The organism is Streptomyces chisholmiae, from assembly GCF_031845445.1.
Classification (GTDB): Bacteria; Actinomycetota; Actinomycetes; order Streptomycetales; family Streptomycetaceae; genus Streptomyces; species Streptomyces chisholmiae.
This window is the reverse complement of sequence record NZ_JAVREO010000004.1, coordinates 26193-39900: the sequence shown is the minus strand read 5'-3', so window position 1 is coordinate 39900 and position 13708 is coordinate 26193. Positions and strand designations below refer to the sequence as shown.

Genomic DNA, 13708 nt, shown 5'->3' with positions numbered 1-13708 from the left:
CCTGGCCTCGGGTCCCGGGGCCTCCCGGCCGGCTCGCCGTGGGCCAGGTCGGCCGCCAGGCCCGGGACGCCCGCGGGTGCCGCGGCACGGCTCTCCCGTCGCTGCGGCACCCCCGGACGGAGTCCCCGGGGACCGCCGCGGCGCCCTAGTGGGCGAGGCCGCAGCCGCCCACCGGCTCGGTGGGCGCGGGCGGCGCGCCGATCGTGGGCAGGCCGAGCAGCACGCCGCCGCCGGCCGGGGCGGGGGCCGCCGTGCGCCGCTCCCAGGCGTCACCGGCGCGGCTGCGCCGGACCGCCTTGACCGCGCCCTCGGCGAGCAGGTGGTGCGGGGCGGCGTAGCTGATCTCGACGGTGACCAGGTCGCCCGGGCGGACCGGCTGCTCGGGCCGGGTGAAGTGGACCAGGCGGTTGTCCGGGGCGCGGCCGGAGAGCCGGCGGGTGGCGTCGTCCTTGCGGCCCTCGCCCTCGGCGACCAGCACCTCGACCGTGCGGCCGACCTGCCGCTTGTTCTCCGCCCAGGAGATCTCCTCCTGCACGGCGACGAGCCGCTCGTAGCGCTCCTGGACGACCTCCTTCGGAATCTGGTCGGCCATCTCGGCCGCCGGGGTGCCGGGCCGCTTGGAGTACTGGAAGGTGAACGCCTGGGCGAAGCGGGCCTCGCGGACCACGTGCAGGGTCTCCTGGAAGTCCTCCTCGGTCTCGCCGGGGAAGCCCACGATGATGTCCGTGGTGATGGCCGCCTCCGGGATGGCGGCGCGGACGTTCTCGATGATGCCCAGGTAGCGGTCCTGCCGGTAGGAGCGGCGCATCGCCTTCAGCACCCGGGACGAGCCGGACTGGAGCGGCATGTGCAGCTGGGGCATCACGTTGGGGGTGGCCGCCATGGCCTCGATCACGTCGTCCGTGAAGTCCCTGGGGTGCGGGGAGGTGAAGCGGACCCGCTCCAGGCCCTCGATCGAGCCGCAGGCGCGCAGGAGCTTGGAGAACGCCCGCCGGTCGCCGATGTCCGAGCCGTAGGCGTTGACGTTCTGTCCGAGCAGGGTGATCTCGATGACGCCCTCGGCCACCAGGGTCTCCACCTCGGCCAGGATGTCGCCGGGCCGGCGGTCCTTCTCCTTGCCGCGGAGCGCGGGCACGATGCAGAAGGTGCAGGTGTTGTTGCAGCCGACGGAGATCGCGACCCAGGCGGCGTAGGCGCTGTCCCGCCGGGTGGGCAGGGTGGAGGGGAAGGCCTCCAGCGACTCGGCGATCTCCACCTGCGCCTCGCGCTCGATCCTGGCGCGCTCCAACAGCACCGGCAGGCTGCCGACGTTGTGCGTGCCGAAGACCACGTCGACCCAGGGCGCGCGGCGGGTGATGGTGTCCCGGTCCTTCTGCGCCAGGCAGCCGCCGACGGCGATCTGCATGCCGGGGCGGGCCGCCTTCTTGGGCGCCAGCTGGCCGAGGTTGCCGTAGAGGCGGTTGTCGGCGTTCTCCCGGACGGCGCAGGTGTTGAAGACGACGATGTCGGCGGCCTCGTCGCGCTCGTCCGCCGGGACGTAGCCGGCCTCCTCTAGCAACCCGGCCATGCGTTCCGAGTCGTGGACGTTCATCTGGCAACCGAACGTCCGGACCTGGTAGGTGCGCGGGGCGGGCGCGGAGGGAAGCGGCATGGGAAGGACTCAATCCACATCGATCAGGGAGCAGGCTGGCCGTGCCCAAGTCTACGGTCCGCTGATACGTTGCTCGGATGGCTTCGGACGGACCAGGACCGCGACGGCCGCCGGCCCTCGCGCCCCGGCGGCGGCGGTTGCTCGCCTGGGCCGCCGTGCTGCTGTTGGCGCTGGTCGCGGTGGTGTCCCGGCCGCTCTTCGACACCACCGACCGGCCGTCCGGCTCGGTGACCCTGAGCACGGGGGTGAGCAGCGGTGTCTACGCCCGCTACGGCCAGCTGCTGCGCAGCCAGTTGAACGGGGACGCGCCGCAGCTGGAGATGGAGCTGATGCAGAGCGCCGGCTCGGTGGAGAACATCGAGCGGCTGCTCAACGGCAGCGCCGACTTCGCCATCGCCACCGCCGACTCGATCGCCGCCTACCAGCAGGCCGGCGGCGCGGGCGCGGAGCGGCTGCGGGCCTGTGCCCGGCTGTACGACGACTACATGCACCTGGTGGTGCCGGTGGACTCCCCGGTGGAACGGACCGCGGATTTGGCGGGGTTGCGGGTCGGGGTCGGCCAGGACCAGTCGGGGGTGCAGCTGGTGACCCGGGAGCTGTTGACCGCGGCCGGGCTGGACATGGAGCGGGACGTCACGGCGGTCCGGCTCGGCATCGACAGCATGCCGCGGATGCTGGAGGCCGGGCGGCTGGACGCCTTCTTCTGGTCAGGTGGCCTGCCGACCTCGGCGGTGGAGCAGCTCGCGGCCTTCACCGAGATCCGGCTGGTGCCGTTGGGCGACCTGCTGCCCGAGCTGGCCGAGCGGGGGGACGGCGGGTACACGGCGCACTACCGGGCGGCGGTGATGCCGCCGGACGCCTATCCGGGCATCCCCGGTACCGAGGGCATCGACACCCTGGCGGTGGCGAACCTGCTGCTCACCACGGACAGCACGGACGACCGGCTGACCGAGCAGATCACCCGTTCGGTGATCAACGGCCGGGACCGCATCGGACGTGAGGTACACGCGGCCCAACGGGTGGATCTGCGGACCGCGATCTACACCCAGCCGCTGGACCTGCACCCGGGCGCCCGGGACTACTACCGGTCGGTCAAGTCGTAGCCGATCCGCGCGGCTCCGGCCGGCGGCGACGCCTCGCCGGCCCTACCTGACCGTTTCTGTCCGGTTCTCGCCCGGCACGCTTCTTTCCGCTCCTTTCCGTTTGTCGCTGTTCCGGCTGGTTCACCTTCTTCCCGGGACGACCGCACCACAGGAGCGAAGGAGTCATCTGGCATGCACGACGACCGTGATCTTGTCGAGCAGCGACTGCGGCGGGTGCTCGACGAGCGGATCAGGCCGGCGGTGTACGGCGCGGCGGTGCCGCTGACGCCGGAACGCTGGGACGCGCCGGGCGAGCCGGTGCCGGTGGCCGAGGCGTTGGCCGCCCCCTACCGGCCGGCGGAGGTCGGTGAGCGGTGGGGGCCGGCCTGGGGCACCAGCTGGTTCCGGCTGACCGGGCGGGTGCCGGCCGAGTGGGCCGGGCTGCGGGTGGAGGCCAGGGTGGACCTGGGCTTCGACCGGCGGCTGGCCGGCTTCCAGTGCGAGGGCCTGGTGCACCGGCCCGACGGCACGGTGGTCAAGGGGCTGCACCCGCAGAACGACTGGGTGCCGGTGGCCCGGGCGGCGCGCGGCGGGGAGGAGGTCGCTTTCCTGGTCGAGGCGGCGGCCAACCCGACGCTCGCCGAGCCGCGGCCGACCGTGCTCGGGGACCGGTTGACCGCCCCGGAGGAGCCGCTCTACCGGCTGGTCAGGGCCGAGTTGGCGGTCTTCGAGGCGGAGGTCTGGGAGCTGGTGGCGGACCTGGAGGTGGTGGGCTCGCTGCTGGCCGAGCTGTCGACGGACGACGCCCGCCGCTTCGAGCTGGTGCGGGCGGTCGAGGCGGCGCTCGACGCGGTGGACCTGGCGGACGTGGCGGGCAGCGCGCCCGCGGCGCGCGCCCAGCTGGCGGGGGTGCTCTCCGCGCCGGCGCACGCTTCGGCGCACCGGCTGAGCGCGGTCGGGCACGCGCACATCGACTCGGCCTGGCTGTGGCCGCTGCGGGAGACGGTGCGCAAGGTCGCCCGCACCACGGCCAACGTGGTGGCGCTGCTGGAGGAGTCGGACGAGCTGGTCTTCGCGATGTCCCAGGCGCAGCAGCTGGACTGGTTGAAGGAGCACCGGCCGGAGCTGTTCGAGCGGGTCAGGCGGCGGATCGCGGAGGGCGGCTTCGTGCCGGTCGGGGGCATGTGGGTGGAGTCCGACACCAACATGGTCGGCGGCGAGGCGATGGCGCGGCAGTTCGTCTACGGGAAGCGGTTCTTCCTGGAGGAGTTCGGGATCGAGACGGAGGAGGTGTGGCTGCCCGACTCCTTCGGGTACACGGCGGCGCTGCCGCAGTTGGTGAAGCTCTCCGGCTCGCGCTGGTTCCTCACCCAGAAGATCTCCTGGAGCCGGACCAACGCCTTCCCGCACCACACTTTCTGGTGGGAGGGGATCGACGGCACCCGGGTGTTCACCCACTTCCCGCCGATCGACACCTACAACTCGGACCTGAGCGGCCGGGAGCTGGCGCACGCGGCGCGCAACTACCGGGAGAAGGGCCGGGGCACCCGCTCCCTGGTGCCGTTCGGCTTCGGCGACGGCGGCGGCGGTCCCACCCGCGAGATGCTGGCCCGGGCCCGCCGGACGCGGGACCTGGAGGGCTCGCCGCGGGTGGCGATCGAGCGGCCGGCGGAGTTCTTCGCGAAGGCGCACGAGGAGTATCCACACGCCCCGGTCTGGGTCGGCGAGCTGTATCTGGAGCTGCACCGCGGCACCTACACCTCGCAGGCCAAGACCAAGCAGGGCAACCGGCACAGCGAGTCCCTGCTCCGTGAGGCGGAGCTGTGGGCGGCCACCGCGGCGCTGCGGGTGCCCGGGTACGCCTATCCGTACGCGGAGCTGGAGCGGATCTGGAAGACGGTGCTGCTGCACCAGTTCCACGACATCCTGCCGGGCTCGTCCATCGCCTGGGTGCACCGGGAGGCGCGGGAGACCTATGCCCGGCTGCGCGCCGAGTTGCTCGGGCTGGTGGACGCGGCGCAGCGGGCGCTGACCGGCCCGGGCCAGGACACGGTGGTCTTCAACGCGGCGCCGCACGAGCGGGACGGGGTGCCGGCCGGCGGCGCCGCGCGCCGGCCGGCCGGCGCGCGGCCGCCGGTGGCCGTGACCGAGCGGGCCGACGGCGGCTACCTGCTGGACAACGGACTGCTGCGGGTGGCGGTCGACGGGCGCGGGCTGCTGGTCTCGGCGGTGGATCTGGCCAGTGGCCGGGAGGCGGTGGCACCGGGCCTGGCGGGCAACCTGCTCCAGCTCCACCCGGACTTCCCCAACGCCTGGGACGCCTGGGACCTGGACGAGTTCTACCGGAACCGGGTGCGCGACCTGGTGGCGGTCGAGTCGTTGGAGCTGGTCGAGCCGGACGCGGGTGACGAGGGGGCGGCGACGGTGCGGGTGACCCGCGCGTTCGGCGCCTCCCGAGTGGTGCAGCTGGTGGTGTTGCGCCCCGGCGCGCGGGTGGTGGAGTTCGACACCCACCTCGACTGGCGGGAGAGCGAGCAGGTGCTCAAGGCCGCCTTCCCGCTCGACGTGAAGGCGGACGAGTCCGCCGCCGAGACCCAGTTCGGCCACGTCAACCGGCCCACCCACACCAACACCTCGTGGGAGGCCGCCAAGTTCGAGATCTGCGCGCACCGCTGGCTGCGGGTGGCGGAGCCGGGCTACGGCGTCGCGGTGGTCAACGACTCGACCTACGGCCACGACGTGACCCGGGACGTCCGGCCCGACGGCGGGCAGACCACCACGGTGCGGCTCTCCCTGCTGCGCGCGCCCCGCTACCCGGACCCGGAGACCGACCAGGGCGAGCACCGGCTGCGTTTCGGCCTGGTGCCGGGCGCCGAGCTGGCCGACGCGGTGCGGGAGGGCCACCGCATCAACCTGCCGGAGCGCGCGGTGCCGGGTGGTGCCGAGGTGGCGCCGCTGGTCGAGGTGGTCGAGCCGGGCGGGGAGGGCAGCCTGGTGGTCTCGGCGGTCAAGCTGGCCGACGACGGCGGCGGCGACCTGGTGGTGCGGCTCTACGAGTCGGGCGGCCGGCGGGCCACCGGGCGGCTGCGCGTCGACCTGCCGCTCGTCGGGGTGGCGGTGACCGACCTGCTGGAGCGCCCGCTGGCGGACGAGCCGGCGCTTGAGGTGACGGAGGGGAGCGTGGCGGTAAGCCTGCGCCCCTTCCAGATCCTCACGCTTCGCTTGTCCCACCGGGGCTGAGCCGGTCGAACGCCGCGGGGAGCGTGGCGGGCTCCGGCGCGTGCCGGGGCACCGTCACGATCACCCGCAGCCCGGTGGGCTCGTTGTGCGCGTAGGCGATCCGGGCGCCGCCGGCGGCCAGCAGGGCGCCCACGATGGAGAGCCCCAGCCCGGAGCCGTGGACGTTCTGGTGGCGGTGGCTGCGCCAGAAGCGTGAGCCGACCCGTTCCAGCTCCTCGTCCGTGACGCCGGGGCCGGTGTCCGCGACCTCGACGGTCAGCGCGTCCCGGCCCGGCTCCACGGTGACCAGCACCAGGCCGGCTGGCGGGGTGAACTTCAACGCGTTGTCGATCACCGCGTCCAGCGCGCTGGACAGGCCGACCGGGTCGGCCCAACCGGTCACGGCGACCGGCCCGGACCGGCGCAGCCGCACACCGCGCTGGTCGGCGACGGGCCGCCAGGCGTCGATCCGCTCGGCGACCAGCGCGGCCACGTCCACCACCCGGGTGTCGGCCGCGCTGTGCTCGGCCAGCGCCAGGTCCAGCAGCCCGTCCAGCACCTGGGCCAGCCGCTTGCCCTCGGCCCGCACCGAGGCGAACTCCTCGCTGTCCTCGGGCAGCTCCAGGCCCAGCAGGTCGATGCGCAGGAGCAGCGCGGCCAGTGGGTTGCGCAGCTGGTGGGAGGCGTCGGCGACGAAGGCGCGCTGCTGTTCCAGCACCTCCTCCACATGGTCGGCCATCTCGTTGAAGGAGACCGCGAGCCGGCGCAGCTCCGGTGGCCCGCCGGCCGGCGCCACCCGGGCGGTCAGCCGCCCGGTGGCGATGTGGTGGGTGGCCCGGTCCAGGACCCGCACCGGGCGGAGCACCCAGCGGGTGAGCTGGAACGCGGCCGCCACCGCGAGCAGCAGCGCCGCCCCCTCGGCCAGCAGCATCGGCAGCCAGCTCTGCAGGATGTTGGAGCGCAGCGGCCCGGTCGGCGACTCGGTCACCACCACGGCGATCACGTCGCCGTCCCGGATCACCGGCGAGGCCACCACCAGCGTGCGCTCGCTGTCCCAGGGCCAGACCTGGGACGGCCCCTGGCTGCGGCGGCCGGCCAGTGCCTCGGCGAACTCCTTGCCGCCGGTGCCGCCGGGGGCGTGCCAGCCCTCGGGTGCCACCGCCATGGCCCGGCCGTCCCGGCGGAAGACGCCGACCTTGATGCCGTACACCTCGTGGTAGCGCCGCAGCTCCTCGCGGAGCGTGGCGAGCGGCTCGTGGTGGCTGTCGTCGGCGGGCGAGACAGCGGCGAACTGGGCGAGCGAGGAGAACCGGGCGGTGTCGTCGATCCGGTCCACGACCACCCGTTGCTGCTCACTCCTGGCCTGGCTGGTGGCCAGCGGGATGCCGAGCGCCAGCAGCACTCCGGTCAGCAGAACGATCAACAGGGGAAGAAGACGGGCACGCACCGATCAATCCCTGTCCTTCTCCGGGTCACCCGACCCGCTCGTTCACTCCGTGGTTCCGCCCGGCCGCAACGCACCGCGGCGGGGCGCCGGCTCCCGGCCGGCCGGCTCAGAGGCCGGGCACCGCCAGCCGGTAGCCGACGCCCCGGACGGTCTCCACCAACTCCGGCCGCCGCAGCTTGGCACGGAGCGAGGCGATGTGCACCTCCAGGGTGCGCCCGGTCCCCTCCCAGCTGGTCCGCCAGACCTCACTGATGATCTGCTCCCGGCGGAACACCACCCCGGGCCGCTGGGCCAGCAGCGCCAGCAGATCGAACTCCTTGCGGGTCAGCACCACGGCCGCCCCGTCCACCTCCACCCGACGGGCCGCCAGCTCCACCACCATCGGCCCCAGGACCAGCACCTCGGGCGACGTCTCCTCGGGCCCGGCCGGCTCCTCGCCCCCGGTCCGCCGACTGACCGCGTGGATACGGGCCAGCAGCTCACCGGTGTCGTAGGGCTTGACCACGTAGTCGTCGGCACCCAGGTGCAGGCCATGGATCCGCGACCGCACGTCGGCACGGGCGGTGACCATGATCACCGGGGTGGAGGTGAGCCGGCGGATGCGCCCGCAGACCTCGAAGCCGTCCAGGTCGGGCAGGCCCAGGTCGAGCAGGACCACACCGAAGCCGCCGCCCCGCAGCTGGGCGAGCGCCTCCTCGCCCGACCGCACCCGGACGGTCTCGAAGCCGTGCCGTTTCAGCACGGCCACCAGCGCGGCGGCCACGTGCTCGTCATCCTCCACCAGGAGCAGGCGCACCCCTCGTGTCCCCCTTCCGTGGGTTCCCGTTCAGCGGACGGCCCTCGGCGGTCTCCGTCTGACACTCTGAAGCGGCGCTACGAGGACGATTGAAGCAGGTGAGGGGTACATGTCTACGTCACGGAACGATTCCGTCACTCTATGCTACCTCAGGGACACGACAGGTCACTGTCCGTGAAAGATCAAGCGGCCGGATCGTTATGCTCAATTTCCGCTCAGATCTGCTGACGCTTCATCGCCCAGCTGACTAGGGTCCCTGCAACCGACGAGGATGGAGCAACTCCACGATGAGCGATGCGCCGCTGACCAAGGACCCCGCGGATGCCGCGTCCCTGGCGGAGGACCTGGTCGTCCTGGACAGCGTGAACAAGCACTTCGGTGCGCTGCACGTCCTCCAGGACATCAACCTGACCATCAAGCGCGGCGAGGTGGTCGTCGTGATCGGGCCCTCGGGGTCCGGCAAGTCGACGCTCTGCCGGTCGATCAACCGGCTGGAGACGATCGACGACGGCACGATCACGATCGACGAGAAGCCGCTGCCCGAGGAGGGCAGGGAGCTGGCCCGGCTGCGCGCCGACGTCGGCATGGTCTTCCAGTCGTTCAACCTCTTCGCGCACAAGACCGTGCTCCAGAACGTCACCCTGGGACCGATCAAGGTCCGCGGGGTCAGCAAGGAAGACGCGGAGGCCAAGGCCAGGACGCTGCTGGACCGGGTGGGTGTGGGCAACCAGGCCGACAAGTACCCGGCACAGCTCTCCGGTGGTCAGCAGCAGCGGGTCGCGATCGCCCGCGCGCTGGCCATGGAGCCCAAGGTGATGCTCTTCGACGAGCCCACCTCGGCGCTCGACCCCGAGATGATCAACGAGGTCCTTGAGGTCATGCAGCAGTTGGCCCGGGAGGGGATGACCATGGTCGTGGTCACCCACGAGATGGGCTTCGCCCGCTCCGCGGCGAACCGGGTGGTCTTCATGGCCGACGGCCGGATCGTCGAGGAGGCCGAGCCCCACCAGTTCTTCGACAACCCGCGCAGCGACCGGGCGAAGGACTTCCTGTCGAAGATCCTCCAGCACTGACCCGGGCCGCCCGCACCGACGGGCGGCACCGACCTCGCAGCACCGAACAAGCTCAGCACCACCGGCTCAGCACCGGCCCACGGTACTGATCCCGCGCCCCGCACGGCGTTCGCACCCCCGTACCGCACTTCCTCGACCCTAAGGACACAGCCACCATGAGACTCCGCAAGGCCAGTGCCATCGCCGCCAGCGTGCTCGCCCTCTCCCTCGCCGCGACCGCCTGTGGTGGTGGCGACGACGAGGGTGGCAGCGGCGACGGTGGCGGCGACACGATCAACGTCGGCATCAAGTACGACCAGCCGGGCCTGGGCCTGAAGACCCCGGACGGCGAGTTCGTCGGCTTCGACGTGGACGTGGCCACCTATATCGCCGGTGAGCTGGGCTACGAGCCCGACCAGATCAACTTCGTCGAGTCGCCCAGCGGTGACCGCGAGACCATGCTCGACCGCGGCGACGTCGACTTCATCGTGGCCAGCTACTCGATCACCGACGAGCGCAAGGAGATGGTGGACTTCGCCGGTCCCTACTTCGTCGCGCACCAGGACCTGCTGATCCGGGACGGCGAGTCGGTGTCCAACCCGGAGGAGATCGCCGACCTGATGCTGTGTTCGGTCGGTGGCTCCACCTCGGCGGCCAACCTCAGCGAGCAGTACCCGGGCGCCGGGCTGCACGAGCTGGCCACCTACTCCGAGTGTCTGACCGGCCTGGAGAACGGCACGGTCGACGCGCTGACCACCGACGACTCGATCCTCGCCGGCTACGCCGCGCAGGAGCAGAACGTCGGCAAGTTCGCGCTGGCCGGTCTGAACCTGAGCGACGAGTACTACGGCGTGGGCGTGCCCAAGGGCGAGACCGAGCTGCGGGACGACATCAACGCGGCGATCACCGCCATGGTGGACGAGGGCGCCTGGCAGGAGTCGATCGACGAGCACTTCGGCCCGGCCAACTACGCGGCCGAGCCGGCTCCGGAGATCACCGAGACCAGCTGAACCCCTATCTAGGTCACCCGGTGGCGTGCCGTCCACGCGGCGGCACGCCACACTCATTCCCAACCCCTAGGCGAGACTGAGAGATTCCGTGCTCGATTTCCTTGATCTCGACCGGTACGACCTGTTCGGGGCGTTCTGGACCACGGTGGAACTCACCGTTTACTCCGCGATCGGCTCGCTGATCTGGGGGACCGCCCTGGCCGCCATGCGGGTCAGCCCGGTCCCCGTGATGCGGGCCTTCGGCACCGCCTACGTGAACATCCTGCGGAACACCCCGCTCACGCTGATCATCGTGGCCTGTTCGCAGGGGCTCTACTTCACGATGGGGGTGACGATGTGGACCGACGGCTCCGACCCGAACTCGCTGGCGTTCCGGCTGGCCGTGCTCGGCTTCATCGTCTACACCTCCACCTTCGTCTGTGAGGCGCTGCGCTCCGGCATCAACACGGTGCCCGTCGGGCAGGCCGAGGCGGCGCGGGCGCTGGGGCTCGGCTTCACGCAGGTGCTGACCCTGGTGGTCCTCCCGCAGGCGTTCCGCTCGGTGGTGCCCCCGCTGGCGAACGTGTTGATCGCTCTGACCAAGAACACCACGGTGGCCGCCACCATCGGCGTCGCCGAGGCGGCCCTGCTGATGCGCGACATGATCGAGAGGGAAGCCCAACTCCTCCCGATCGCGGCGGTGTTCGCCTTTGGATTCATTGTTCTCACCCTCCCGACCGGCCTGTTCCTCGGCTGGGTGAGCAAGCGCGTGGCGGTGAAGCGATGAGCAAGACCTCCGTTCTCTATGACGCTCCGGGGCCGCGCGCCAGGCAGCGCAACGTCCTGATCTCCGTGGTGTTCGTCGCCGCGCTGGCGGCGTTCGCCTGGTGGGTGCTCTCCGCGCTGAACGACAAGAACCAGCTGGACCTGGCCAAGTGGGACCCGTTCGTCACCGACTCCCGGGTCTGGACCACCTACCTGCTGCCGGGTCTGCAGGAGACCCTGACCGCGGCGGCGCTCTCCCTGGTGATCGCGCTCCCGTTGGGTGCCCTGCTGGGCATCGGGCGGATGTCGCAGCACTGGTGGATCAGGCGTCCCTCGGACGTGATCGTCGAGTTCTTCCGCTCGATCCCGGTGCTGCTCCTGATGATTTTCGCCAACCAGGCGTTCGCGGAGTGGGCCAACATCGACCGGGACATCCGTCCGATGTACGCCGTGATCACCGGCCTGGTGCTCTACAACGCCTCGGTGCTGGCCGAGATCGTGCGGGCCGGCGTGCTCTCGCTGCCCCGCGGCCAGACCGACGCGGCCAACGCGATCGGCATGCGCAAGACCCAGGCGATGGTCTACGTGCTGCTGCCGCAGGCGGTCACCGCGATGCTGCCGGCGATCGTCAGCCAGTTGGTGGTCATCGTCAAGGACACCGCGCTCGGCGGCGCGATGCTGGGCTACGGCGAACTACTCAGCAACACCCGTCTGGTGGCCGGTAACTACAGCAACACCATCGCCGCCTACACGGTCGCCGCGGCCCTCTTCATCGCGGTGAACTTCCTGCTCACCGGCTTCGCCGGCTGGCTCGAAGGACGCATCAGGCGGGGTCGGCGCGGCACCGGCGCGGTCGTCCCGCACGACGCCGGCGAGGAGAGCCAGACCGCCGGTGCGGGGCTGCCGGCCCCCGCGCTGGGCAAGGGCGCGACCCTGCCGGGCGGCACCGACCTGCCGTCGGCGGGAACCGGAACCGGCTCCGGCACGGGGGACGGTGGCCCCGCTCCGGGCAGTTCCTGACCGGGCGCACAACCGGCGCGCGCCGAGGCCGACTTGACGGTAGCGGCGGCGCTGGGTTCCATACGTGCTGTGCTGCCCGTGATCATCGTCGGCGCGGGCCCTACGGGGCTCGCGCTGGCGCTTGCCCTGGCCGGGCACGATGTGCCGTCCGTCGTACTGGACGGATCGGACGGGCCACCCGCCCCACGGCCGGCCCGCAGCCTGGTCCTGGCACCCGACGTGGCACGGTGGTCGACGCTCCCCGGGGCACACCGGGAGAGTGCCACCTGGTCCGCCTGGCGGACCGTGCACCGGGGGCGGGAGGTCGAGCACCACGCCTTCGGCCCCGAGGACGCGCCCCGGCACCTGCCCCAACACGTGCTGGAGGCGACCCTGCGGGAGGCGGTCACCCGCCACGAGCTGGTGCGGCTGATCCGCGGCCACCGGCTCACCGACTTCGAGCAGCGCGACGGCGACCTGCTGGCGCACAGCGTGTTCCGGCCCACCGACGGGCGCCGCGAGGAGAACCGGCAGTGGCGCGGCGGCTATCTGGTGGGCTGCGACGGGGCCCGCTCCACCGTGCGCAAGCTGCTGGGCGTCCCGTTCCCCGGGCGCACCGGGGTGGAGCGGTACGCGGTGGCCGCGCTCCGGACCGAACTGCCCTGGCCGGGGGAGGCGGGGCTGCACCGCGGCCTCTCGGTGGGCGAGGTGACGGTACGCCCGCTGACCGGCGGACGGTGGCGGCTGGACTGGCCGCTGCCGCCGGACGAGGGGCTGGTGACCCCGGAGGCGCTGCTGCGCCGGGTGGCCGGCACCCTGACCGACTGGCACGACGGCGAGCCGCCGCCCTACGAGCTGCTGGACACCGGCGTGCACATATGCCACCAGCGGCTGGCCCGCAGCTGGCGGGTGGACCGGGTCTTCCTGGCCGGCGACGCGGCCCACCTGCTGGGCGCGCTCGGCACCCAGCAGGTGACCGAGGGACTGCGGGACGCGCAGAACCTGGCCTGGAAGCTGGCAGTCGCCAGCCATCTGGGCGCCACCGAGAGCCTGTTGGACAGCTACCAGACGGAGCGGCGGGGGGCGGTCGGCGGCCGGCTGCGCGCCGTCGACCAGGCGCTGCCGCTGGTGCGCGGCCGCGGCGGGCTGGCCGGTCGGCTCCCGGGGCGCGGGCGCAGCCGTGCCGCCCTGCTGGGCGACGGGCACCTGGGCCGGGGCGCGCTGGGCGGGCCGCCGGAGTACGTCACCGGGCCGCTGGGCACGGCGGCGACCGCGGCGGCGACCACCCGGGTGGGCGCGCGGGTGACCGATGTCGCGGTGACCGCGCTGGACGGCAGCCGGGCGCGGTTGCGGGACCGGCTGGGCGGGCCGCTGCTGCTGGTCCTGACCGCGCCGGGCGCCCGGGTCTGGGATGCCAGGCACTGGCTGTCGGCCGGACTGATGCCCGAACTGGCCGCCGTCGCCGAGACCCTGGGACTACCGGCGGAACTGCTGGTCACCGAGGAGTATCCGGGGGCCGGCGCGCACACCGTGCTGCTGGTGCGGCCGGACGGCCACCTGGCGGCCTGTCTGCCGGGCGCCCACACGGAGCTGCTCCGGGAGGCCGTCCGCCACCTGCGCGGCGTGGACCGACCCGCCGAACCGGCCGGCGAGCGCTGAGGCACGACGTTCGCCGGGTCGGGGGACGTTCGCCGACGTGGCGGCGCGC

At 72.6% G+C, this 13708-nt stretch carries 10 protein-coding genes; 7 read left to right on the top strand and 3 right to left on the bottom strand.

What is annotated here, in order from left to right; translation table 11 throughout:
• Positions 1-145 precede the first annotated feature (145 nt).
• The gene (gene miaB, locus RM844_RS07655; protein WP_311666187.1) at positions 146-1651 is read right to left on the bottom strand and encodes a tRNA (N6-isopentenyl adenosine(37)-C2)-methylthiotransferase MiaB; all 1506 of its coding nucleotides are present in this window, start codon (positions 1649-1651) and stop codon (positions 146-148) included.
• A 77-nt stretch (positions 1652-1728) separates the two neighbouring features.
• Between miaB and RM844_RS07650 the strand changes: the two genes are divergently transcribed.
• Together RM844_RS07650 and RM844_RS07645 are read left to right on the top strand one after the other, a co-directional pair.
• Positions 1729-2754, top strand: coding sequence for a TAXI family TRAP transporter solute-binding subunit (locus RM844_RS07650; RefSeq protein ID WP_311666186.1), 1026 nt, complete (start codon positions 1729-1731; stop codon positions 2752-2754).
• Between the two features lie 171 nt (positions 2755-2925).
• Positions 2926-5973 (top strand): alpha-mannosidase, encoded by a 3048-nt coding sequence (locus tag RM844_RS07645; protein WP_311666185.1) that lies wholly within the window; start codon positions 2926-2928, stop codon positions 5971-5973.
• Here RM844_RS07645 and RM844_RS07640 read toward each other — a convergent pair.
• Together RM844_RS07640 and RM844_RS07635 are read right to left on the bottom strand one after the other, a co-directional pair.
• Positions 5945-7399 (bottom strand): sensor histidine kinase, encoded by a 1455-nt coding sequence (locus tag RM844_RS07640; protein WP_311666184.1) that lies wholly within the window; start codon positions 7397-7399, stop codon positions 5945-5947. The genes RM844_RS07645 and RM844_RS07640 overlap by 29 nt on opposite strands.
• 106 nt (positions 7400-7505) lie before the next feature.
• The gene (locus RM844_RS07635) at positions 7506-8195 is read right to left on the bottom strand and encodes a response regulator transcription factor (protein WP_311666183.1); all 690 of its coding nucleotides are present in this window, start codon (positions 8193-8195) and stop codon (positions 7506-7508) included.
• 287 nt (positions 8196-8482) lie between these two features.
• Here RM844_RS07635 and RM844_RS07630 point away from each other — a divergent pair, with 287 nt between their 5' ends.
• The 5 genes from RM844_RS07630 to RM844_RS07610 all read left to right on the top strand — a co-directional run bounded on the left by RM844_RS07630 (position 8483) and on the right by RM844_RS07610 (position 13659).
• Positions 8483-9268 carry an amino acid ABC transporter ATP-binding protein gene (locus RM844_RS07630; RefSeq protein WP_311666182.1) on the top strand — a complete coding sequence of 262 codons (786 nt, stop codon included), beginning with the start codon at positions 8483-8485 and terminating at the stop codon, positions 9266-9268.
• 155 nt (positions 9269-9423) lie between these two features.
• Positions 9424-10257 (top strand): glutamate ABC transporter substrate-binding protein, encoded by an 834-nt coding sequence (locus RM844_RS07625; protein WP_311666181.1) that lies wholly within the window; start codon positions 9424-9426, stop codon positions 10255-10257.
• Positions 10258-10345: 88 nt separating this feature from the next.
• Positions 10346-11023 carry an amino acid ABC transporter permease gene (locus RM844_RS07620; RefSeq protein WP_311666180.1) on the top strand — a complete coding sequence of 226 codons (678 nt, stop codon included), beginning with the start codon at positions 10346-10348 and terminating at the stop codon, positions 11021-11023.
• The gene (locus RM844_RS07615) at positions 11020-12021 is read left to right on the top strand and encodes an amino acid ABC transporter permease (protein WP_311666179.1); all 1002 of its coding nucleotides are present in this window, start codon (positions 11020-11022) and stop codon (positions 12019-12021) included. The genes RM844_RS07620 and RM844_RS07615 overlap by 4 nt, the downstream gene beginning before the upstream one ends.
• Positions 12022-12090: 69 nt before the next feature.
• Positions 12091-13659: an FAD-dependent monooxygenase gene (locus tag RM844_RS07610; RefSeq protein WP_311666178.1), complete on the top strand. Its 1569-nt coding sequence runs from the start codon at positions 12091-12093 to the stop codon at positions 13657-13659.
• Positions 13660-13708 lie beyond the last annotated feature (49 nt).

What these genes read in the sequence shown, in the direction of transcription:
- RM844_RS07615 (WP_311666179.1), top strand. Translation starts at nt 11,020, where the DNA reads ATGAGCAAGACCTCCGTTCTCTATGACGCTCCGGGGCCGCGCGCCAGG.
- RM844_RS07630 (WP_311666182.1), top strand. Translation starts at nt 8,483, where the DNA reads ATGAGCGATGCGCCGCTGACCAAGGACCCCGCGGATGCCGCGTCCCTG.
- RM844_RS07625 (WP_311666181.1), top strand. Translation starts at nt 9,424, where the DNA reads ATGAGACTCCGCAAGGCCAGTGCCATCGCCGCCAGCGTGCTCGCCCTC.
- RM844_RS07650 (WP_311666186.1), top strand. Translation starts at nt 1,729, where the DNA reads ATGGCTTCGGACGGACCAGGACCGCGACGGCCGCCGGCCCTCGCGCCC.
- RM844_RS07645 (WP_311666185.1), top strand. Translation starts at nt 2,926, where the DNA reads ATGCACGACGACCGTGATCTTGTCGAGCAGCGACTGCGGCGGGTGCTC.
- miaB (WP_311666187.1), bottom strand. Translation starts at nt 1,651, where the DNA reads ATGCCGCTTCCCTCCGCGCCCGCCCCGCGCACCTACCAGGTCCGGACG.